The sequence below is a fragment of the Tepidiphilus thermophilus genome (assembly GCF_001418245.1).
Taxonomy (GTDB): domain Bacteria; phylum Pseudomonadota; class Gammaproteobacteria; order Burkholderiales; family Rhodocyclaceae; genus Tepidiphilus; species Tepidiphilus succinatimandens.
In genome coordinates, this window is the sequence record NZ_LIPU01000003.1 from 1 (window position 1) to 20,729 (window position 20,729).

At 64.3% G+C, this 20,729-nt stretch carries 22 protein-coding genes; 14 read left to right on the forward strand and 8 right to left on the reverse strand.

Annotation, left to right across the window (positions count from 1 at the left end; genetic code table 11):
* The 7 genes from dctP to modC all read left to right on the forward strand — a co-directional run.
* Positions 1–653 (forward strand): TRAP transporter substrate-binding protein DctP (gene dctP, locus ASC37_RS03120; RefSeq protein WP_176697452.1); only part of this gene is annotated, 653 nt, incomplete at its 5' end.
* A 58-nt stretch (positions 654–711) separates the two neighbouring features.
* Positions 712–1,200, forward strand: a complete 489-nt coding sequence (locus tag ASC37_RS03125; protein WP_055422987.1) for a TRAP transporter small permease — start codon at positions 712–714, stop codon at positions 1,198–1,200.
* Positions 1,197–2,480, forward strand: coding sequence for a TRAP transporter large permease (locus ASC37_RS03130; protein WP_055422988.1), 1,284 nt, complete (start codon positions 1,197–1,199; stop codon positions 2,478–2,480). Before ASC37_RS03125 ends, ASC37_RS03130 begins: the two co-directional genes overlap by 4 nt.
* Positions 2,481–2,611: 131 nt before the next feature.
* The gene (gdhA, locus tag ASC37_RS03135) at positions 2,612–3,955 is read left to right on the forward strand and encodes an NADP-specific glutamate dehydrogenase (RefSeq protein WP_055422989.1); all 1,344 of its coding nucleotides are present in this window, start codon (positions 2,612–2,614) and stop codon (positions 3,953–3,955) included.
* Positions 3,956–4,006: 51 nt separating this feature from the next.
* Positions 4,007–4,762, forward strand: a complete 756-nt coding sequence (gene modA / locus ASC37_RS03140) for a molybdate ABC transporter substrate-binding protein (protein ID WP_055422990.1) — start codon at positions 4,007–4,009, stop codon at positions 4,760–4,762.
* 12 nt (positions 4,763–4,774) lie between these two features.
* Positions 4,775–5,452 carry a molybdate ABC transporter permease subunit gene (modB, locus tag ASC37_RS03145; protein ID WP_055422991.1) on the forward strand — a complete coding sequence of 226 codons (678 nt, stop codon included), beginning with the start codon at positions 4,775–4,777 and terminating at the stop codon, positions 5,450–5,452.
* Entirely contained in the window at positions 5,421–6,521 is a 1,101-nt protein-coding gene (gene modC / locus ASC37_RS03150) for a molybdenum ABC transporter ATP-binding protein (protein ID WP_055422992.1), read from the forward strand. The genes modB and modC overlap by 32 nt, the downstream gene beginning before the upstream one ends.
* A gap of 4 nt (positions 6,522–6,525) precedes the next feature.
* On the opposite strand, the gene ASC37_RS03155 is transcribed toward modC, so the two are convergent.
* The 6 genes from ASC37_RS03155 to cydP all read right to left on the reverse strand — a co-directional run bounded on the left by ASC37_RS03155 (position 6,526) and on the right by cydP (position 10,964).
* The gene (locus tag ASC37_RS03155) at positions 6,526–7,452 is read right to left on the reverse strand and encodes an SLAC1 anion channel family protein (RefSeq protein ID WP_198288983.1); all 927 of its coding nucleotides are present in this window, start codon (positions 7,450–7,452) and stop codon (positions 6,526–6,528) included.
* A 69-nt stretch (positions 7,453–7,521) separates the two neighbouring features.
* Positions 7,522–7,833, reverse strand: a complete 312-nt coding sequence (locus ASC37_RS03160) for a cyd operon YbgE family protein (RefSeq protein ID WP_055422994.1) — start codon at positions 7,831–7,833, stop codon at positions 7,522–7,524.
* Positions 7,817–7,951, reverse strand: a complete 135-nt coding sequence (cydX, locus tag ASC37_RS03165; RefSeq protein ID WP_055422995.1) for a cytochrome bd-I oxidase subunit CydX — start codon at positions 7,949–7,951, stop codon at positions 7,817–7,819. Before cydX ends, ASC37_RS03160 begins: the two co-directional genes overlap by 17 nt.
* Before the next feature lie 60 nt (positions 7,952–8,011).
* A complete protein-coding gene (gene cydB / locus ASC37_RS03170) occupies positions 8,012–9,148 on the reverse strand; it encodes a cytochrome d ubiquinol oxidase subunit II (protein WP_176697453.1) in 1,137 nt (378 codons plus the stop codon).
* A gap of 24 nt (positions 9,149–9,172) precedes the next feature.
* Entirely contained in the window at positions 9,173–10,738 is a 1,566-nt protein-coding gene (locus ASC37_RS03175) for a cytochrome ubiquinol oxidase subunit I (RefSeq protein WP_055422997.1), read from the reverse strand.
* A gap of 1 nt (position 10,739) precedes the next feature.
* On the reverse strand, positions 10,740–10,964 hold the full coding sequence (gene cydP, locus ASC37_RS03180) for a cytochrome oxidase putative small subunit CydP (protein ID WP_055422998.1): 225 nt from the start codon (positions 10,962–10,964) through the stop codon (positions 10,740–10,742).
* Positions 10,965–11,242: 278 nt separating this feature from the next.
* On the opposite strand from cydP, the gene ASC37_RS03185 reads away from it, so the two are divergent.
* A complete protein-coding gene (locus tag ASC37_RS03185; protein WP_082438352.1) occupies positions 11,243–12,538 on the forward strand; it encodes a sigma-54 interaction domain-containing protein in 1,296 nt (431 codons plus the stop codon).
* 109 nt (positions 12,539–12,647) lie between these two features.
* Here ASC37_RS03185 and ASC37_RS03190 read toward each other — a convergent pair whose 3' ends face one another.
* Together ASC37_RS03190 and ASC37_RS03195 are read right to left on the reverse strand one after the other, a co-directional pair.
* Complete coding sequence (locus ASC37_RS03190; protein ID WP_055422999.1) at positions 12,648–13,067, reverse strand: putative toxin-antitoxin system toxin component, PIN family; 420 nt, start codon at positions 13,065–13,067, stop codon at positions 12,648–12,650.
* A complete protein-coding gene (locus tag ASC37_RS03195) occupies positions 13,067–13,306 on the reverse strand; it encodes a ribbon-helix-helix domain-containing protein (protein WP_055423000.1) in 240 nt (79 codons plus the stop codon). The genes ASC37_RS03190 and ASC37_RS03195 overlap by 1 nt, the downstream gene beginning before the upstream one ends.
* A 256-nt stretch (positions 13,307–13,562) precedes the next feature.
* Between ASC37_RS03195 and ASC37_RS03200 the strand changes: the two genes are divergently transcribed.
* From ASC37_RS03200 to bioD, 6 genes are all read left to right on the forward strand, one after another.
* Entirely contained in the window at positions 13,563–15,515 is a 1,953-nt protein-coding gene (locus ASC37_RS03200; RefSeq protein WP_055423001.1) for an LTA synthase family protein, read from the forward strand.
* Positions 15,516–15,710: 195 nt separating this feature from the next.
* The gene (gene bioB / locus ASC37_RS03205) at positions 15,711–16,664 is read left to right on the forward strand and encodes a biotin synthase BioB (RefSeq protein WP_088178258.1); all 954 of its coding nucleotides are present in this window, start codon (positions 15,711–15,713) and stop codon (positions 16,662–16,664) included.
* Between the two features lie 5 nt (positions 16,665–16,669).
* Positions 16,670–18,007, forward strand: a complete 1,338-nt coding sequence (locus tag ASC37_RS03210; RefSeq protein WP_055423002.1) for an adenosylmethionine--8-amino-7-oxononanoate transaminase — start codon at positions 16,670–16,672, stop codon at positions 18,005–18,007.
* Between the two features lie 20 nt (positions 18,008–18,027).
* On the forward strand, positions 18,028–19,284 hold the full coding sequence (locus ASC37_RS03215; RefSeq protein WP_072247906.1) for an 8-amino-7-oxononanoate synthase: 1,257 nt from the start codon (positions 18,028–18,030) through the stop codon (positions 19,282–19,284).
* 14 nt (positions 19,285–19,298) lie between these two features.
* On the forward strand, positions 19,299–20,060 hold the full coding sequence (locus ASC37_RS03220) for a methyltransferase domain-containing protein (RefSeq protein ID WP_055423004.1): 762 nt from the start codon (positions 19,299–19,301) through the stop codon (positions 20,058–20,060).
* A 5-nt stretch (positions 20,061–20,065) separates the two neighbouring features.
* On the forward strand, positions 20,066–20,728 hold the full coding sequence (gene bioD / locus ASC37_RS03225; protein ID WP_055423005.1) for a dethiobiotin synthase: 663 nt from the start codon (positions 20,066–20,068) through the stop codon (positions 20,726–20,728).
* The last annotated feature ends 1 nt before the right edge of the window (position 20,729 follow it).

A 20,729-nucleotide genomic window follows, 5' to 3' on the forward strand; every position in this document is an offset into this window, starting at 1 on the left:
AGGCGCTAAACGGAATTTACAGAAAGGATGGTACACAACCCGCCGAACGCGACGTGGTGCCGCTCGCCTGGGGTGAGAACGGCTTTCGCGAGATCTCGAATTCCAAGCACCCCATCCACACGCCCAAGGATCTCGTCGGCCTGAAGATTCGCGTGGTCGGCTCGCCGCTCTTTCTCGCCACCTTCAATGCCTTGGGCGCCAACCCGACGCAGATGAGCTGGGCCGATGCCCTGCCGGCGATGGCCACCGGCGCCGTCGATGGCCAAGAGAACCCGCTGGCCGTCTTCAATGCCGCCAAACTGCACACGGTAGGGCAGAAATACCTCACGCTTTGGGGCTACGTCGCCGACCCCTTGATCTTCGCCGTGAACAAGACCGTCTGGAACAGCTGGACGCCGCAAGATCGCCAGCTCGTGCTCGAGGCGGCGCAGCAAGCCGCGCGCGAAGAGATCGCTCGTGCCCGCGCTGTCATCACGGCCGAGGACGACAGCCTGCTCAAAGAGATCGCCGCCAACGGCGTCGAGATCGTGCATCTGACACCGGCCGAGCGCGATGCTTTCCGCCAGGCCACCGCCGGCGTCTACAAGGAATGGGCAGACAAGATCGGCGCCGATCTCGTCAAACAAGCCGAAGAGGACATCGGCAAACGCTGAGACCGTCTCTCCACGGGGCCGCGATGCGGCCCTGGCATCCAACGAGTTCGAGTCGAGCATGCAAACCCCTGAAGAATCCACCGTCGCCGCTGCAGAAGCGCACGCCTATTCCTGGGAACAGATCATCGTCGGCCTGGTGATGGCCGTGATCGTCGCCATCACCTTTGCCAACGTCGTCGTGCGCTACTTCACCGCCCAATCCATCGCCGCCACCGAAGAGCTGTCGATCGCGCTCTTGCCCGTGCTGGCTTTCCTCGGCTCGGTCCCTGCCTATCTGCACGACCGACACATCCGCGTCACCTTCTTCGTCGAACGCTTGCCGCGACGATGGCGCTTCTTCGCGGCACGGCTCGACGCCCTCGTCACTGTCGCCCTCTATCTGTTTATTACCTGGTATGCGGCGCGCCTCACCTACGATCAGTTCCGTTTCGAGGAAACCTCGCCGGCGCTGGGTGTGCCGCAGTGGTGGTACACGATCTGGTTCCCGCTGCTGTCGTTTGTCATCGCCGCGCGCCTTGCTCTGGCGCGATTCCGGGGAACGCGATGATCGGAGCCACGCTCGTCTCCCTCTTCCTGCTCGCACTCCTTGCCGGCATGCCGCTTGCCGTTGGTCTGGGGCTCGCCAGCGTCGCAGTGCTCGCCCTGGCCGGGTTCGACCAACTCGCCGTCCCCACCAACCTCTATGCTGGCATCGCCAAATATCCCCTGCTGGCGATCCCGATGTTCATCCTCGCTGGCATGATCTTCGAGCGCTCCGGCGTCGCGCTGCGCCTCGTGCGTTTCATCAGTGCGCTGGTCGGCGAATGGACCGGCTCGCACGCCGTCGTCGCCGTGCTGGTTTCAATGCTGCTCGGCGGCATTTCCGGCTCGGGGCCGGCCGATGCCGCCGCGGTCGCCTCGGTGATGCTGCCCTCCATGATCGCGCGAGGTTACCCCAAAGGGTTCTCCGCCAGCCTCATCGCCGCCGCCGGCTCCACGGCCATCATCATTCCGCCGTCGGTGGCCTTCATCGTCTATAGCGTGATGGTCCCGGCGGCCACGGTTCCGGCCCTTTTCGCCGCCGGATTGATCCCCGGAATCATCGCCGCGCTGTGCCTGCTCATCCCGGCGCTCCTCATCAGCCGCCGCCACGGCTACGGCCGCGGCGAACGCCGCGAGCGCCCTCCCCTGGGAAAGAGTTTCTTCGAGGCCATCTGGGGGTTGCTCGCACCGGTCATCATCCTCGGCGGCTTGCGCACCGGACTCTTCACCCCCACCGAAGCGGCAGTGGTGGCGGTGGCCTATGGTGCGTTCGTCGGGGTTTTCATCTACCGCAGCCTCGAGCTCAAAGGGCTGTTCCGCATCCTCGTCGATGCCGGAGAGCTCTCCGCCGTCGTGCTGATGATCATCGGTATCGCCTCGGTATTCGCCTGGGCCGGCAATACGCTGGGCATCTTCGACGCAGCCGCTTCCATGCTCGTCGCCTTCCATTCGAGCCCGGTATTGATGCTCGTGTCGATCAACGTGTTGCTGCTCGTCGCCGGGATGTTTCTCGACGCGATTTCGATCTTCCTCATCCTCCTGCCGCTGCTCGTTCCGATCGCCCAGACCATGGGCTGGGATCTCGTCTGGTTCGGCGTGATGATGACGATCAACCTCGCGATCGGGCAATTCACGCCGCCGATGGCGCTGGCGTTGATGATCACCTCGCGCATCGCCGGCATTCGCATGGAAGAGACCTTCCGTTGGGTGCTGTGGTTCGTGCTGGCGATGCTCCTGGGCCTTGCGGCGATGATCGTCTTCCCAGAATTGGCGCTGTGGCTGCCACGCCGAATGGGAATGGGGTGAGAAAAAAGCACCAGGCTCCAAACTGGTGCATCGTTTCACCACAACGGTGCGATAATTATCAGATTTGGTGCGGGGCGAAGGGCGTGCGCTGCGCACCGGCCCGTTGTTCTCACCCTGAAAGGCATCAAGCCATGAAATACTCCACGCTGCAAAGCTTTCTCGACTATGTTGCGCAACGCAACCCCGGTCAGCCCGAGTTCCTGCAGGCGGTGACCGAGGTGATGGAAAGCCTCTGGCCCTTCATCACGCAGCATCCCCGCTACGCGCAGCACGCGCTGCTCGAGCGTCTCGTCGAACCCGAGCGCGTCATCATGTTCCGCGTCTCCTGGGTGGACGATCGCGGCGAAGTGCAGGTCAACCGCGGCTACCGCATCCAGCACAGCTCGGCCATCGGCCCCTACAAGGGCGGGCTGCGTTTCCACCCCTCGGTGAATCTCTCCATCCTCAAGTTTCTCGCCTTCGAGCAGACGTTCAAGAACGCTCTCACGACGCTGCCCATGGGCGGCGGCAAGGGCGGTTCCGACTTCGACCCCAAGGGCAAGAGCCCGGGTGAAGTGATGCGCTTCTGCCAAGCCTTCGTCACCGAGCTCTACCGCCACATCGGCGCCGACACCGACGTGCCCGCTGGGGACATTGGCGTGGGCGGGCGCGAAGTCGGCTTCATGGTCGGCATGATGAAGAAGCTCACCAACGACTCCTCCTGCGTCTTCACCGGCAAGGGGCTCTCCTATGGCGGTTCCCTCATCCGGCCCGAATCCACCGGCTACGGCACGGTGTACTTCGTCGACGAGATGCTGCGCCATGCCGGCCGCAGTCTGGAAGGGATGCGCGTGGCGGTGTCAGGATCGGGCAACGTCGCCCAGTACGCCATCGAGAAACTCATGCAGATGGGGGCCAAGCCTGTCACGTGCTCGGATTCGAGCGGCACGGTGATCGACGAAGAAGGATTCACGCCGGAAAAACTCGCCATCCTCATGGAGGTGAAGAACCACCGCTACGGGCGTGTCTCCGAATACGCCCAGCTCGTCGGCGGCACCTTCATCCCGGGGGCCAAGCCGTGGAACGTGCCGGTGGACGTGGCGCTGCCGTGCGCGACGCAAAACGAGCTCGATGCCGACGACGCGATGACGCTGGTGGAAAACGGCGTAGTGGCGGTGGCCGAGGGCGCGAACATGCCCTGCACCCCGGAAGCGGTCAAGATCTTCGAGCACCGCGGCGTGCTCTACGCTCCGGGCAAGGCGAGCAACGCGGGCGGCGTGGCCACCTCCGGTCTGGAGATGAGCCAAAACGCCATGCGCCTTTCCTGGACCCGCGAAGAGGTCGACGCCCGCCTCAAGAAGATCATGCAAGGCATCCACGAGGCCTGCTTGCAATACGGCCGGCGCGAGGACGGCACGGTAAGCTATAGCGACGGCGCCAACATCGCCGGCTTCGCCAAGGTGGCCGACGCCATGCTCGCCCAAGGTGTGATCTAATCCTCCCGTGCCCGGGCCGCTGCCCGGGCACCTTGAACGGAGGAGATCGCGATGCGCCGCTTCCTGTTTCTGTTCGTTCTGCTGCTCGCGGCACCCTACGCGTTTGCCGACACGATCGCGGTAGCGGTGGCAGCAAACTTCACCGCCCCCATGCGCGAGCTTGCCGAACGCTTCCGGCGCGACACCGGCCATGAACTCCAGCTCTCGTTTGGCGCGACGGGCAATTTCTATGCCCAGATCCGCAACGGCGCGCCGTTCGCCGTCCTCTTGGCCGCGGACCAGGAAACCCCTGCCCGGCTCGAGCAGGAAGGCTACGCGCTGGCGGGCAGCCGCATCACCTACGCCGTCGGCAAACTCGCCCTCTGGAGCCCCGATCCCGCCCTCGTCGACGAGGGTGGCGAAGTGCTGCGGCGCGGCAACTTCAACCGGATCGCGCTCGCCAACCCGCGCCATGCCCCTTACGGCGCCGCGGCGATGGCAGCCATGCAGGCGCTCGGAGTGCATGAGCCGTTGGTGGCGAAATTCGTGCTGGGCGAGAACGTCGGCCAGGCGTTCCAGTTCGTCGCCTCCGGCAACGCCGAACTCGGTTTCGTCGCCCTGGCGCAAGTCTACGAGGCGCCGGGAAGGTTGCGCCCCGGCTCGCTGTGGCTCGTGCCCCAGACGCTCTATCCGCCGATCCGGCAAGATGCGGTGATCCTGCTGCCCGGCGCGAAGGACGGCCGCCCCACCGAGGCCGTCGCCCGTCTGCTCACCTACCTGCAGGAGCCGGCGGCCCGCGCCCTGATCCGCGCCTACGGCTATGAGTGAGGCAGGCGCCGGATGACGCTCACCGCCGAAGACTGGCAGGCGCTCTGGCTGACCCTGGCGCTGGCCGCGATCACGACGGTGCTGCTCCTCGCGCTCGCCACGCCGATCGCATGGTGGCTCGCCCGTACCCGATCCCCCTGGAAAGGGCCGGTCGCGGCACTCATCGCGTTGCCGCTGGTGCTCCCGCCCACGGTGCTGGGGTTCTACCTGCTCATCCTTCTCGGTCCGGTCGGACCCGTGGGCAAGCTCACCCAGGCGCTCGGGCTGGGCATCCTGCCTTTCACTTTCTCCGGTCTCGTCGTCGCTTCGGTGCTGGCCTCCCTGCCGTTCGCGGTGCAACCCCTGCAGCAGGCGTTCACCGCGCTGGGGGAAGCACCGCTCGAAGCAGCAGCCACTCTTCGTGCCGGTCCGTGGGACCGCTTCATCCACGTCGTGCTGCCGCTCGCGCGCTCGGGCTTCCTCACGGCGGGGGTGCTGAGCTTTGCGCACACGATCGGCGAATTCGGCGTGGTACTGATGATGGGGGGGAACATTCCCGGCCGCACGCGAGTGGTCTCGGTGCAGATCTATGATCACGTGCAAGCCTTCGCCTATGAGCAGGCGCACGCCCTCTCCGCCGTGATGCTCGGCCTGAGCTTCGCGGTCCTGCTGGTGCTCTATGGACGCGGCACACCTTCGGCCGGGCGCTGACGCGCGCATCGAGGCGTGCTTTCGCTTCGCCTATCCCGGTTTCACCTTGGAGGTGGAGCTCGACCTTCCGGGGCGCGGCGTCACCGCCCTCTTCGGCCCTTCAGGCTCCGGCAAGACCAGCCTACTGCGCGCCCTCGCCGGGCTCGACCGGCACCGCGAGGGCTACGTGCGCGTCAATGGCGCGCTGTGGCAGGACGACGTTCGCTTCGTCCCGCCCCATCGCCGGGCCATCGGCTACGTGTTCCAGGAATCCAACCTCTTCGCGCACCTCGACGTGGCCGGAAACTTGCGTTTCGGCTGGCGGCGCATCCCGCCGAGCGAGCGGCGCATCGCCTTCGAAGAAGCGGTGGAGCTGCTCGGTCTCGCCCCCCTGCTCACCCGCCTGCCGGCGCGCCTCTCGGGCGGCGAGCGCCAACGCGTGGCCATCGCCCGGGCGCTGCTCACCTCGCCGCGGCTGCTGCTCTTGGACGAGCCGCTCGCCTCTCTCGACCGGGAGCGCAAAGCGGAGATCCTGCCCTACCTCGCGCAAGTAAAGCGAACCCTCGACATTCCCATGCTCTATGTCTCGCACGCCCCCGAAGAGGTCGGCCGGCTCGCCGACCACCTCGTCCTGCTCGAAGGCGGGCGCGTGCGCGCGAGCGGCCCCTTGCAGGAGACGCTGGCGCGGCTCGATCTGCCTTTGGCCTGTGACGAAGACGCCGCCGTAGTGATCGAAGGGGCGGTCGTCGACCATGACGCGACCTATGCCTTGCTGACGGTGGAATTCGAAGGAGGCACGCTGCTCGTACCGCACCGCCAGGAGCCGCCGGGCACGAAAATTCGGCTGCAAGTACGCGCCCGCGACGTCAGCCTGGCGCTCACCGAGCACGCGGACAGTTCCCTCCTCAACCGTCTCCCCGCCGTGGTGCAGGAAGTGCGGGCACTGGACGCCGCCCATGCCCTGGTCCGGTTACAGGTGGGCCCAACCCCCCTGCTTGCCCGCATCACACGGCGCTCGGCCGAAGCGCTCGGCGTGCGCCCCGGTACGCGCCTGTGGGCCCAGATCAAGGCGGTGGCAGTGCTCAGCTGAGCGCTCAATGCCCCTCGACGCAGATCTCGCGCCGCGCCACCGCAATGGCGGTGCGCACCAGCAGCAGCACGATGAGCAGGGTCAGGACCGCCAGCAGTACGACCCCCAGCACGCGGTAGCAGCCCAAGCCCGTCTCCTTGGCCATGATCAGGGTTGCGATGGTGAGCGCCGCGAGCGGAAAGGAATACGCCCACCACGACAGGAAGAACTTCAGCCGCACGAAGTAATTCGCCTGCACCGCAAGCAGCAGCGCGAAAAAGAGTGCCACGCCGTAGAGCACGTGCGCGAAGGCGTCGACCTGTCCACCCAGGTTGTACCAGTAGATGAACCCCACCGCCGGCGGCGCGATAAAGATGAACAGCGTCGGCACAAAGCGCTCGGGCAGGCTGGTATGAAAGATGAGACGGTAGAAGAGGATCGCCGTGAGCACCGGCCAGAAAAAGAGACCGACGCTGTAGAAGAACCACGACACTTCGGTCGGCGCGTGGTGTACCCCGGCGATCGGCACGAGGATGTTCCCCACCACGGGGATGAACCACGCCGGGTTCATGTGCGTGATTTCGTATTTCGTGTGATGCATCCACGACGACATCACATAGAGCGTGAGTGCCAGGTGCAGCACGGTGCCGATGCTCCACAACCAGAAGGAGAGGCGCGGCGCATCGTGCAGCAGCGCGATCGACAGCAGGATCATGCCGATCGAGATCGTCGGGCCGAACGCCTGCTTGACCGGGTGGGTGAACTCCTCGCGCACCGCGCCGGGATATTTCACCGCCTTGGCCGCATACAGCACCGCCACCAAGAAGAACAAGCCCAAGGCGACCCAACGCAGCACGCAGCTGGGGGCGAAACCAACGTCGTAGACCGTTTCGGCCCGCATCCAGGCGATCGAGAATCCCGTGAAGCCCATGATCATGGAGAACCATGCCACGGGGAAGTTCTTGATTCGGGAAACATTCGGTTGGGTTAATGATTAAGACATAGTCATGTATCAACTCCCTCAGAGGTCGGCAAAGCGCCACGCCAGCGCCGCGGCCAGCGCCGCGAACGCCGCCCAGCCAGAGAAGAGCCACCGCCACAACCAGAAACGCGGGATGAAGCCCACCCCGCGCACGAAACCGGCCGCCATCGCCCAGAACCACAGCATGGCCAGACCGTGGTTCGCCTTCCCGGAAGCCTCGGCCAGCCAATCGGGGCGGAAACTGCCCACCAGCATCAAGACGATTCCCAGCCCTAACGCCAGCGGTTGGACCGAGGCCGATCGACCCGGCTCTTCGGCACCCTGCTCTTGCGCCTCAACTGGGGCTTGCATCGCCTTGTCCCCGACCTTGCCGCGCCCTCGCCTCTTCCTGCGCTTCCCACCACAGGCCGACGACGATGGCCAAGAGGATGGCAAAACCCACGCCCAACGCCCAAGCAAAATACCACATATGAATCTCCTTCGGATCCGGGGCGGCGAAGCGGGATGCGTCGCCGCGGGTTGTGTCCGTTCAGTACGCCTGCTTCTCGTTTTCCAGGATGTAGGCCTTGGTCACCTTGCCGGCCATCACCTTGTACGCCCAGCTGGTATAGACGATGATGAGCGGCATGAAGATGAGGGTGGCCCAGAACATCACCGTGAGCGTGAGGTGGCTCGAAACCGAATCCCACACCGTGAGCGAAGAGCGCAGGTCGGTGGAAGAAGGCATGACGAAGGGGAACATCGCCACCCCGGCCGTGCCGATGATGCCGGCGATCATCACGCTCGAAGCCCAGAAGGCAAAGAAGGTACGACCGGCTCGCACCGCCCACATCGCCGCGAGACCACCGAGGAAGGCGAGCGCCGGCACCGCCCACAAGAGCGGCTGATGCCGATAATTCGCCATCCAGGCCCCGGCCTCGCGCACCACTTCCTTGGCGAGCGGATTGGGCAAGCCGGCTGGATCGGCTCCGGCAGCGATCACGTAGCCAGGAATGGCCTGCACCCACAGCCCGGCGGCGGCAAAAGCCGCGAGCGCGATCACGCCGAAGAGAAGTGCTGCGCGCACCGAGCGCTGCTGGATCTCCCCTTCCGTGCGATGCGCCAGATAGACCGCGCCGTGAAAAGTGATCATGGCCGAGCTCACCACCCCGGCGAGCAACGCGAAGGGGTTGAGCAGGCCCCAGAAGGACCCTTCATAGTAGAGCACGAGGTTGGCGTCGAAATGGAACGGAACGCCTTGCAGCAGGTTGCCGAACGCCACGCCGAAGATGAGCGGCGGCACCGCCCCGCCCACGAACAGACCCCAGTCCCAGGTCTTGCGCCACGTGGCATTGTCGATCTTGCTGCGGTAGTCGAAGCCTACCGGACGGAAAAAGAGCGCCCACAGCACGGCGAGCATCGCCCAGTAAAAGCCCGAGAAGGCCGTGGCATAGACCAAGGGCCAGGCGGCAAAGATCGCCCCGCCGCCGGTGATGAACCACACCTGGTTGCCGTCCCAATGCGGGCCGACGGTGTTGATGATGACGCGCCGCTCGGTGTCGTCCTTGCCGACGAAAGGCAGCAGCGTCCCCACCCCCATGTCGTGCCCGTCCATCACGGCAAAGCCGACGAGCAGCACGCCGACGAGCAGCCACCAGATGACCTTCAGCGTTTCATAATCCAGCATGATCCTCTCCCGAGATAGGGGTTTTCAGGCAGACTGCAGCGCACCTTGACGTTCCCAGTAGTAGCGTCCGGTACCCAGCGAGGAAGGGCCCAGCCGACCGAAGCGGAACATCAGGTAGAGCTCGACGATGAGGAGCAGCGTGTAGAAGCCGACGAAACCGGCAAGCGACCCGTAGAGGCTCTGCACCGAAAGGGTGGAGACGGAGAGATGGGTGGGCAGCACTTCGGCGATCGTCCAGGGCTGCCGGCCGTATTCGGCGACGAACCAGCCCATCTCGGAAGCCACCCACGGCAGCGGCAGGAAGTACAGCGCCCAGCGCAGCAGCCAGCGTTTTTCGGCGAACGTGTCCTTGACGCTGTACCACAGCGCCACCGCGAAGAGGGCGATGAAGGAAAAGCCCAGCAGCACCATGAGGCGGAAGGTCCAGAAGAGGGGCTTCACCGGCGGTATCGTCGAGGCGGCGGCCTTGTCCATGATCTCGGGCGTGACCTGCGTGATGTCCGCCACGTATTTGCGCGTCAGCAGCCCGAAACCGAGGTTTTCCTTGTGCGTTTCGAAGAGCGCCAGCGCCTGGGGGTCGGATGCGTCGCGGCGCAACACGTTGAGCGCCTTGACCGCCTCCACCCCGGATTCGACCCGCTCGCGGTTGCGCGCGATGATCTCCTTGATTCCGGGCAGGGGCGTATCGAGCGAGCGGGTGCCGATGATGCCGAGCACCCACGGGATCTCGAGCTCCCAGGTATTGCGCTGATTGGCCTCGTCGATGCCGGCGACGAGCTTGAGGGCGGCCGGGGCCGGCTCGGTCTCCCACATCGCCTCCAGGGCGGCGAGTTTGCTCTGCTGCTTCTCGGCCATGGTGTAGCCGGATTCATCGCCGAGCACGACCACCGAACAGGCCGAGGCGAAGCCGAAGGCGGCCGCCACGCGGAAGCTGCGCTTGGCGAATTCGAGGTCCCGTTTCTTCAGCAGATAATAAGCCGAGATCGAGAGCACGAACATGGCGCCGGTGACGTAGCCGGCCGACACGGTATGCACGAACTTGGCCTGCGCCACCGGGTTGAAGACCACGTCCCAGAAACTCGTCATCTCCATGCGCATGGTCTGGAAGCTGAATTCCGAGCCCACGGGATTCTGCATCCAGCCATTGGCCACCAGGATCCACAGCGCCGACAGGTTGGTCCCCACGGCCATGAGCAGCGTCACCAGAAGGTGCTGGGGCCGTGATAGGCGATTCCAGCCGAAGAAGAAGAGCCCGATGAAGGTCGATTCGAGGAAGAAGGCCATCAGCCCCTCGATGGCGAGCGGCGCGCCGAAGATATCGCCCACGTAGTGCGAGTAATAGGCCCAGTTGGTGCCGAACTGGAATTCGAGCGTGATGCCGGTGGTGACGCCAAGGGCAAAGTTGATGCCGAAGAGCTTGCCCCAGAACTTCACCATGTCCTGGTAGACCTGCTTGCCGGTCATCACGTAGAGCGACTCCATGATCACCAGCATCCAGGTGAGCCCCAGGGTGAGCGGCACGAAGAGAAAGTGGTACATCGCCGTGGCGGCGAACTGCAGGCGCGAGAGATCGACGAGCGTTTCGTTCATGTTATGGCTCCTGCGAAACGGAAAGAACCGGAGAAGACGGCGAAGAAGAAGGCTTGGAAGCGACGGGAGGCGCCCCGGCGGCCTGGGCCTGCATCCGCTCCGCGCCCACCTCCACCCGTGCATCGCGAACGAAGACCCACCACAAGGCGGTGAGCAGGATCAGTTTGAGCAGCAGCACCACGACGATCTCGCGACGCAATCGCCGGGCAGCCGTTTTCGCTTGCATGGAAGAAGCCCTCCTCGCGTACACCCTCGCTCATAGTAATGAAGCCAATCGGGATCGTCAATTGATGATGGTCAAAAAATTTAAGCGATTCAAGGAATTACAAAAAATGAGACCGCGTCTTTTCTATGAGCAAATTATGTGCCAAAAACAGGTGAAAAAAATTTCTCCCGATGATCCAGCACCTTACCCCCTGGCGCTGCGCCATCCTCGGCGCCGACCCCCAAAATCCTGACAAAAATGGCAAAATAACGCAGAAATTTTTGCCAGGAATGTCAGTCATGCCGCTCCCCACCGAACTGCTCCAGCTGCTCGAAGCCTTACCGGAACCTCGCATCGTCGTCGATACCGCCTACCGCATCCTCGCTGCCAACTCGGCCTACCGTCGCGAGTTCGGCGAGAATCCCGAAGTAATCGGCCGGACCTGCTACGAGGTGTCACACCACTTCGACCGCCCCTGCGATCAGCAGGGTGAATCCTGTCCCCGGCAACAGGCATGGAAAAGCGGCCGCCCAAGCCGTGTGATCCATCGCCATCACACGCCACGCGGCGAGGAGTTCGTCGAGGTCGAGCTGCTCCCCCTGCGCGATGCGGCGGACAAAACAACGCTCTTCGTCGAGACGATGCGGTTTCTCGGCGGGAAGCACCTGCCGGCACCCGTGCTGGGCATGGTCGGCCGCTCGCCCTCCTTCCTGCAGATGCTGGAACTCCTCGAACGGGCCGGACCGTCGAATACCCCCGTGCTGCTGCTGGGCGAATCGGGCACGGGCAAGGAACTGGCCGCCCAGGCGCTGCACCGCCTTTCGCCGCGCCGCGACCGGCCCTTCGTGCCGCTGGACTGCTCCGGGCTGCCCGAGACGCTCTTCGAGTCCGAACTGTTCGGCCATGAGAAAGGGGCCTTCACTGGGGCCACCCAGCGCAAGGCCGGGCTGGTCGAGCTTGCCGACGGCGGTACGCTCTTTCTCGATGAGATCGGCGACCTGCCGCTCACGCAGCAGGTGAAGCTGCTGCGTCTGCTGGAGACGGGCACCTACCGGCGCGTGGGCGGGGTGGAGACGCTGCGCTCGGATTTCCGCCTGGTGGCCGCCACCCACCGCGACCTGCAGCGCATGGTGGAAGACGGCACGTTCCGCCGCGACCTCTACTATCGCATCAGCGCCTTTCCCGTGCGCCTGCCGCCCCTGCGCGAACGGCGCGAGGATCTGCCTCTGCTCGTGGCCCACCTGCTCGAGCGGCTCGCCCCGCAGCGCAAGGTGCGCTTGAGCCCCGAGGCCATGGCCCGCCTGATGAAACACGATTTCCCCGGCAACGTGCGCGAGCTGCGCAATCTCCTCGAACGGGCGCTCCTGCTCGCAGACGGCGAACTGATCGAGCCTCGGCATCTCACCGGATTCGCCGACGGGCCATGCACCGAACCAGAACGCGCGAGCGAAGCGGAGATCCTCCCCCTGGACGAAGTCGAGCGGCGCTACCTGCGCCATGCGCTCGAGCAACTCGGCGGCGACAAGAAGGCGCTGGCCGCGCGCCTGGGCATCAGCGAGCGCACGCTCTACCGCAGGCTCAGGGGCCTGCTTTGACTCATGCGGTATGGACTCTTCCTTGGTCTACCGTCGTCTCGCCCACGTTTTGGGCGCATCGAAAACCCTATCTGTCAGGTATCCGCCACAGGCGCGACTCCACGGTGCGCTACAGCGCCTCGGCGCAGAAAGTCGTCGGCGTGACGATACGCGCGCGGCCAATGCTGCCGCGTTGCAACAGCCCGGCGCGGCGGTCGCCGGTTACCAGGTAGTCGGCTTCGCCGGCCAGGGCCATCGCCAGTAGGAAGGTGTCGTTCGGATCGTTTGCCTCGATGTCGTCCGGCAAGGCCAGAAGTACCTCCAGCACGAGGGCGCGCTGCATATTGTTGAGCATCGTGCCGATGCGGTGCGCAGGCAAGATGGTCTTGAGCTTCGGGTAGCGGCTCACACGCCGCAGTTCGTCGAGTTGCGCCCTCGAAGTCACCAGCTCGAAGCGCGCCGCACGCCAGGCGCGATAGATGGCGTCGGGCGGGCCGTGTGGAGAGATCAGCGCACCGAGCAACACGTTGGTGTCCAGGATGACCCGCATCAGTGTTCACGCGCCCACTGCACCGCCTCATCGATGAGATCGTTCAGCTCGGCCTCGCCCATGCCAGAGGCAGCCGTCTTGGCCTGCTCGACGGCGCGCTCCAGGAGATAGGCGCGCACGGCTTCCTCGATGAAGCGCGACAGATCGCCCTTGCGCCCGCCGCCTTGCGCGGCGAGGAACATGCGCACGGACTGATCCAGTTCCGGCGACACGGCGATGTTCCAACGCACGGTATTCATGATGCCCTCCACATCAGTGTTTGAGTATATAGGTGTTTATACACCTCCAAGGCAATCCTCGCAACCGAAAACAAAGGGACACCCGTGACCCGTGTTTTCACCCGTGTTTTCACCCGTGTTTTCACCGATGACCAGAACTGCTGCAAGCGGGGCTAATTCCTTCGTTTCATTTCGTTTCCTCGCCCCGGCGTTGACGCTTCCTTCACCCTTTTTTCTCTATACTAAGCTTCCGATCTTTCATTCGGCTCCATGCGCCATGCCGCTTCCCCGCCACGCCCAGTCCCGTTTTCTCGCGCTCATCCTCCTTGCCTGGCTGCTCGTCTTCTTTCTCACCCGCACGGCGCTGCTTCTGCTGCATCCGGCCGAAGCGGTGAGTACGCCGCTCGATGTGCTGCGCATCTATGGCGTCGGTCTGGCCTACGACCTCGCCTTCCTGGTCTACGCGGCCCTGCCGCTCGCCTTCTACCTCTTCGTGCTGTGTCCGAACCGACTGTGGGCCGCGCGGGCGCACCGCGCCTTCCTCTATGCGCTCACGGCCTCGAGCCTCTTTGCCATGCTCTTCGTGGCCACGGCCGAATACTTCTTCTGGGACGAATTCGGCGCGCGGTTCAACTTCATCGCCGTCGATTACCTCGTCTACACCACGGAAGTGATCGACAACATCCGCGAGTCCTACCCCGTGGGGCCGCTGATCGCGGGGCTTGCCGTGCTCGCGCTCGCGCTGACCTTCGCCCTGCGCCGGGTGATCGCCCGCACGCTGGAGTCCCCGCCCCTGTCGCTCAAGCCGGGCCTTGCCGCCTTCGCCGGGCTGGTCGTGCTCGCCGCCCTCGATGCGGGTTTCGTCGACCAGGATTTCCCCATGGGGCAGGAACAGAACACCTATCGGCGCGAGCTCTCCGGCAACGGGCCGTACCAGTTCTTCGCGGCCTTTCGCAACAACGAGATCGACTATCGCCGCTTCTACGCCACCCTGCCTGAAGCCGAGACGGGGCCGGTCTTGCGCCAAGCGCTCGCCGAGCCCAACGCGATCTTTCTCAGCCAGGATCCCCTCGACCCGCGCCGGCGCATCGTCAACGGCGGTCCAGAGCTGCGGCGCAACATCATTCTCGTGACAGTGGAGAGCCTCAGCGCCAAATTCCTCGGCAGCAACGGCGATCCGCGCGGACTCACTCCCAACCTCGACGCCCTGCGCCGCGAAAGCCTCTATTTCAACAACTTCTATGCCACCGGCACCCGCACCGACCGCGGCCTGGAGGCGGTTACCCTGTCGGTGCCGCCCACGCCGGGCCGCTCCATCGTCAAGCGCATCGGGCGCGAGAGCGGCTATGCCAGCCTCGGCCAGCAGCTCGTGGCCAAGGGTTACGACGCCGTCTTCGTCTATGGCGGGCGCGGCTATTTCGACAACATGAACGCTTTCTTCAGCGGCAACGGCTACCGCATCGTCGACCAGAGCAGCGTGCCCGAGTCCGAGATCCACTTCAAGAACGCCTGGGGCATGGCCGACGAAGACCTCTACGCCCAGGCGATGAAAGTGGCCGACCAGGACCATGCCAGTGGCAAACCTTTTTTCCTGCACATCATGACCACCTCGAACCACCGCCCCTATACCTATCCCGACGGACGCATCGACATCCCCTCGGGCAAGGGGCGCGACGGCGCGGTGAAATACACCGACTACGCCATCGGCAAATTCCTGGATGAAGCGCGCAGCAAACCCTGGTTCAAGGACACGATCTTCGTCTTCCTCGCCGATCACACCGCCGGCAGTGCAGGGCATGAAGATCTGCCGGTGGCGAACTACCACATCCCGCTCTTCATCTACGCGCCGGGCTTCATCACCCCGCGCGAGGTCTCGGCGCTGGCGAGCCAGATCGACCTCGCCCCCACCCTGCTCGGGTTGCTGCACATGGACTACGTCTCCACCTTCTACGGACGCGACGTGCTGCGCGACGAAACCCGGCCGGGGAGTGCCCTCATCGGCAACTACCAGCACCTGGGGCTTTTCGACGGCAAGGATCTGGCGATCCTCAGCCCGCGCAAGAAGATCCGCCTGCGCGAGAATGCCGCGACCGATGCAGAGCACGAACGCCCGGCAATGCCGGAAGACCCCCTCGTGCGCCGCGCCATCGCCTACTACGAAGACGCGAGCCACGCCTTCCGTAACAGGCTGCTCGCCTGGCGAGCGCAAGACCTCACCGCCGCCAAGTAATCCGTATCTCTCCTTTTCCGGCCCCGGCCTCGCCCTGTGCGAGCCCGGGGTCGTGTCTTTTTTCGCCCCCGTGGTTTTCGCAGCGCCTCCGTTGCCGGGGCGGGCATTACCAGATTCGGTAAACCGAAAAAAATCTTGCACGATTGCAGAAGTTGAGGCACAATCGAAGATGTTTAGCACTTTTTGGTGAAAATCATGGCGGAAATGACGGATACCGCGACGCAACCGATCGACAAAGCCCATCTGCGCGGGTGGTTCGAATTGCCGTTTTTCGAGCTGCTGCATCGCGCCCACGACATCCACCGGCGCCATTTTCCCGGCCACCGCATCCAGCGATCGGCTCTCTTGTCCATCAAGACGGGGGGATGTTCCGAAGATTGCGGCTACTGCGCCCAGTCGGCGCGCCACCATGCGCACTCGCGTGAGCCCTTGCTCGATACGCAGACCATCGTGCGTCATGCAGCGCAGGCCAAGGCGGCTGGCGCCACGCGCTTTTGCATGGGCGCCGCCTGGCGGGCGCCCAAGGAGAAAGACCTGGAACGGGTGGCGGAGGCGGTCTCGGCGGTCAAATCGCTAGGTTTGGAGACCTGCGTCACGCTCGGCATGCTCTCGGCGCCCCAGGCCGCCCGCCTCAAGGAAGCGGGGCTCGATTACTACAACCACAACGTAGACACTTCGCCGGAGTATTACGGCAAGGTGATCACGACGCACACCCTGAGCGATCGCCTGCGCACGCTCGAGGCAGTACGCGAAGCCGGCATCAAGGTTTGTTGTGGCGGCATCCTCGGCATGGGCGAGACGCGCGAAGACCGCATCTCCCTGCTGGCGCTCCTGGCCGGCCTCGAACCGCAACCGGAGTCGGTGCCCATCAACCAGCTCATCCCCATTCCGGGCACGCCGCTTGCCGACGCGCCGCCCATCGATCCGTTCGAGCTCGTGCGCACGATCGCGGTCGCCCGGCTCGCCCTGCCGCGGAGCTACGTGCGTCTGTCGGCCGGCCGCGGCCAGATGAGCGACGAGCTCCAGGCACTGTGCTTCTACGCCGGAGCCAATTCCCTCTTCTACGGGGAGAAACTCCTCACCGCCGACAATCCGGACGTCGCGCACGACGACGAGCTTCTTGCACGGCTCGATTTGCAGCCGGAGTGAGATTCATGGAAGCCCCCTCTTTCTTCGCCAAGGAAGCAGGTCAGTGGGAACGCCGCAGCCTCGAGGCCGTCTGGCACCCGTGTACCCAGATGCAACGCCATCTGCCTGCTGGCGATCCGAATGCCCTCCCGCTCTTGCCCGTAGCCCGTGCAGCAGGCCCATGGCTATATGGTTTCGACGGTCGGGCCTACTACGATGCCATCTCTTCGTGGTGGACCACGCTCTTCGGTCACCGGCATCCTCCCATCATCGCCGCGATCAAGGAACAGCTCGATACGCTCGACCACGTGCTGCTTGCCGGTTGCACCCATGCTGCCGCGGTCGAACTGGCGGAACGGCTGCGTGCCCTGACGGGAGGGCAACTCGGGCATGCTTTCTTCGCTTCCGATGGCGCCAGCGCTACCGAAATCGCGTTGAAAATGGCAGCCCATTACGCCAGAAACCGAGGATTCCCCTGCAAGACCGGTTTCGTTTGTTTCGCCGGTGGCTATCATGGAGAGACGATCGGCGCGCTCGGCGTTACCGACGTTCCTCTCTTCCGGCAGGCCTATGAACCCCTGTTGCGCCCGGCGACGATTCTGCCCTGTCCCGACGCCCGTCTCGGCCCCCCGGCACTCGAACGAGCGGTTTGCGCTCTACGGTCGCACCTCCAAGCCCATGCCGAAGAGGTGGCCGCGGTGATCGTCGAGCCCATGGTGCAATGCGCTGGCGGCATGATCATGCATTCGCCGGAATTCTTGCGCTGCGTGCGCCGTCTGTGTGACGAATACGGCGTGCTGCTGATTTTCGACGAAATCGCAGTGGGATGTGGGCGAACAGGACGCCTGTTCGCCCACGAGCACGCCGGCGTGCGCCCTGACCTGCTCTGCCTGTCCAAGGGAATCACCGGTGGTACCTTGCCGCTGGCAGTAGTGCTCACCACCGATGAAGTGTTCGAGGCCTTTCTCGATGAGCGCATCGAACGCGGATTTCTCCATTCCCATTCCTACACGGGAAATCCCCTTGCCTGTCGTGCCGCTTGTGCCACCTTGGCGCTCCTTGAAGAGCCTGGCATACCAGAAAGGCTGGAAGCGCTCGGCGCGGCCTTCGAACGCGCTTTGGCACCCATTGCGGCGCAACATGGGGCTGCTCACCTGCGCCGCTGCGGTACCCTCGTGGCTTTCGACCTACCCAAGGCAGCGGAGGATTTTCCACGTCGCGCCGCCGTAGCTGCGCTCGAGCATGGCCTGTTGCTGCGACCTTTGGGTCGGACGGTCTATGTCATGCCCCCTTACGAGACGCGTCCCGAGGAGGTGGATTTCGCCTGCGAAGCGATCGTGCGCACCTTGGCCGACGTCCTTTGATCCCTGCGTGAGGCCGTTGCATGCATGATTCGTCACCTTCCTTCGTACGAGGATGGCTCGCCGAGCGGCAGGATCGAGGGCTACTGCGTCGCCTGCGACGCGCGTCACCAGTGGCTTCGAGCGCACGCTTCGTCCATGACGGACGACAAGGAATCAGTTTCGCCAGCAACGACTATTTGGGACTGGCGCACCATCCTGCCCTCGTCGAAGCGCTGATCGAAGGGGCGAAGATCTGGGGCGTCGGTGCCGGTTCCTCGGCCTTGGTGGGCGGCTATACCGAGGCGCACGCAGTGCTGGAATCCGAGCTCGCTGCCTTCCTGGGGTTTCCCGCGGCCCGAGTCTTCACCTCCGGCTACGCCGCCAACCTCGCGGTGATTACCGCCTTTGCCCGCGAAGCGCCGACGGCCATTTTTGCCGACAAACTGGTTCATGCCTCGCTCGTCGATGCGCTGCAACTCGCCCGCGCTGGCGGCGCCAAAGTTCGACGTTATCCCCATGGCAACCTCTCCTTCCTCGGCCAATGGCTGGAAAAATCCCGAGAGCCGGTGAAACTCGTCGTCACCGATGGGGTGTTCAGCATGGACGGGGACATCGCTCCGCTGTCAGCGCTCTCGGAGCTGGCGCGCGCCCACGGTGCCTGGCTCATCGTCGACGATGCCCACGGATTCGGTATTCTCGGGCCTGCCGGACAGGGAAGTTTTGCCGATGCCGGTCTGACTCCTCAATCGCATTGGCTCTGGGGCGTCACGTTTGGGAAAGCGTTGGGTGCAATGGGTGCCGCCGTGCTGGGCGCAGAAGAGGCGATGCTCTGGCTCGATCAGGCCGCGCGGACACACATCTATACGACCGCCATGCCGCCCGCGCTGGCACACGCCGTGCATACCGCCCTGCAGCTGGTGCGCGAGGAAACGACGCGTCGTGATCGACTCGCTGCGCTCATTCACCACTGGCGCCAGGGAGTGGCCCGGTTACCGGCGATCGAGGTGATCCATGCGCCGGAACCGCCAGAGAGCAGTAGCTCGGCCCTTCCCCGCTTGCCGTTTTCTCGTACCCCGATCCAACCCTTGATCTTGGGATCACCGGGGCAAACACTCGCCATTGAGCAAGCCTTGGCGCAGGCCGGGTTTTTCGTGCCGGCGATCCGCCCACCCACCGTCCCCGAGGGCAGCGCACGCCTGCGTTTTTCCTTATGCGCCGATCACGGCGAGGCTGAGCTCGATGCCTTGCTCGAAGTGCTGTCGCCGATCTTCCAGCAGTTCCCCACGGCAGACAAATGATAAACGAATGCAAGATGCCCATCCGGCGTGCTTTCACCCGACGGCGGCACAGCTATGCAGCCCACGACTACCCACAGCGACGCATCGCGGCCCACCTCGCCCAACGACTCGTCACCGTCTCGGACATGCCCGAGGGCTGGATCATCGACGCGGGCTGTGGCATCGGGCGCGATCTGCCGCTGCTGGCGCAGCGCTTCGGTCACGAGCGTCTTCTTGCCGTGGATTTCTCCCCCGAGGCCTTGGCCCTGATGCCGGCATCGGAAGTCACTCGCCTGTCGGCCGACCTCGAACTCCTGCCTTTGGCCGATGCCATCTGCGCCGGCTACTGGAGCAACTGCGCCTGGCAATGGACGCGGCCGCAGAGCGTTCTCGCACAGGCTTGGCGCGTCCTCAAAGCGAGGGGATGGCTATGGGCGAGCATCGTCCTTGCGGGCACGTTCCCTGAACTCGATCGAGCAGTGCGAACAGTGGGCGTCACGTCTGCCTTGGCGCGACTACCGGCCGAAACCGAGTGGGAGCACGCCCTTGGAACCCATTCGTGGTACGCATGCCGCTGGGAAATTCGCCATTTCACTTTTTATTATCCCGATGCAGAAACCCTCCTCCATGCGATTCGAGGCGTCGGAGCAAACCCGACGACACATTCCGGTTCCCCTGTTTGGACCCCCGGACGCCGGCGCGCACTACTCGATGCCCTGGAACGAGAGCGCACGGAAGAAGGATTGGGTTTGAGCTACCGCGTGGGTTTCTTGGCGGCCTGCAAAAAAGGAGGCTGAAAAACATGAATCCGGGCATATGGTTCCTCACCGGCACTGATACGGAGATCGGTAAAACCCATGCTGCTTGCCAGCTGCTCGTACGAGCACGCACCTCGGGGTGGCGCGCCGTGGGTGTCAAAGCCGTCGCCGCGGGCGTGGATGAAACGGGGTTCAATGAAGACGTAGTCGCACTCGCAGAAGCCGACAGCGTCGATCTTCCGGCTGCAGTGCGAAATCCCTACTGTTTCAAAGCCCCCATCTCGCCCCACCTGGCAGCGGCCCAAGAAGGCGTAAAAATCGACCTGGAAAAAATCGTCTCGGCCGTTGCCAAGGCACGCAGGTACGCCGATCGGGTACTGGTCGAAGGTGCTGGGGGGTTTCTCGCTCCACTTACGCCAACGCACACCATGGCCGACCTGGCAGTAGCGCTCGGAGCCCCTGTCATCCTCGTCGTAGGAATGCGCCTTGGTTGCCTCAACCATGCACTGCTCACGGTAGAGGCGATCGATCGACGAGAGCTGGTTTTGGCCGGATGGATTGCCAATTGCCTCGATTCTGAAATGGCCAGCCTCGACGGCAATCTCGCCACCCTACGGCAAACGATCTCAGCCCCCTGTCTGGGCGTGATTGCTCACGGCAGCAGACGCGACGACATCGGCTGGGTGCGCTGGCCCGATGAGCGCTGAA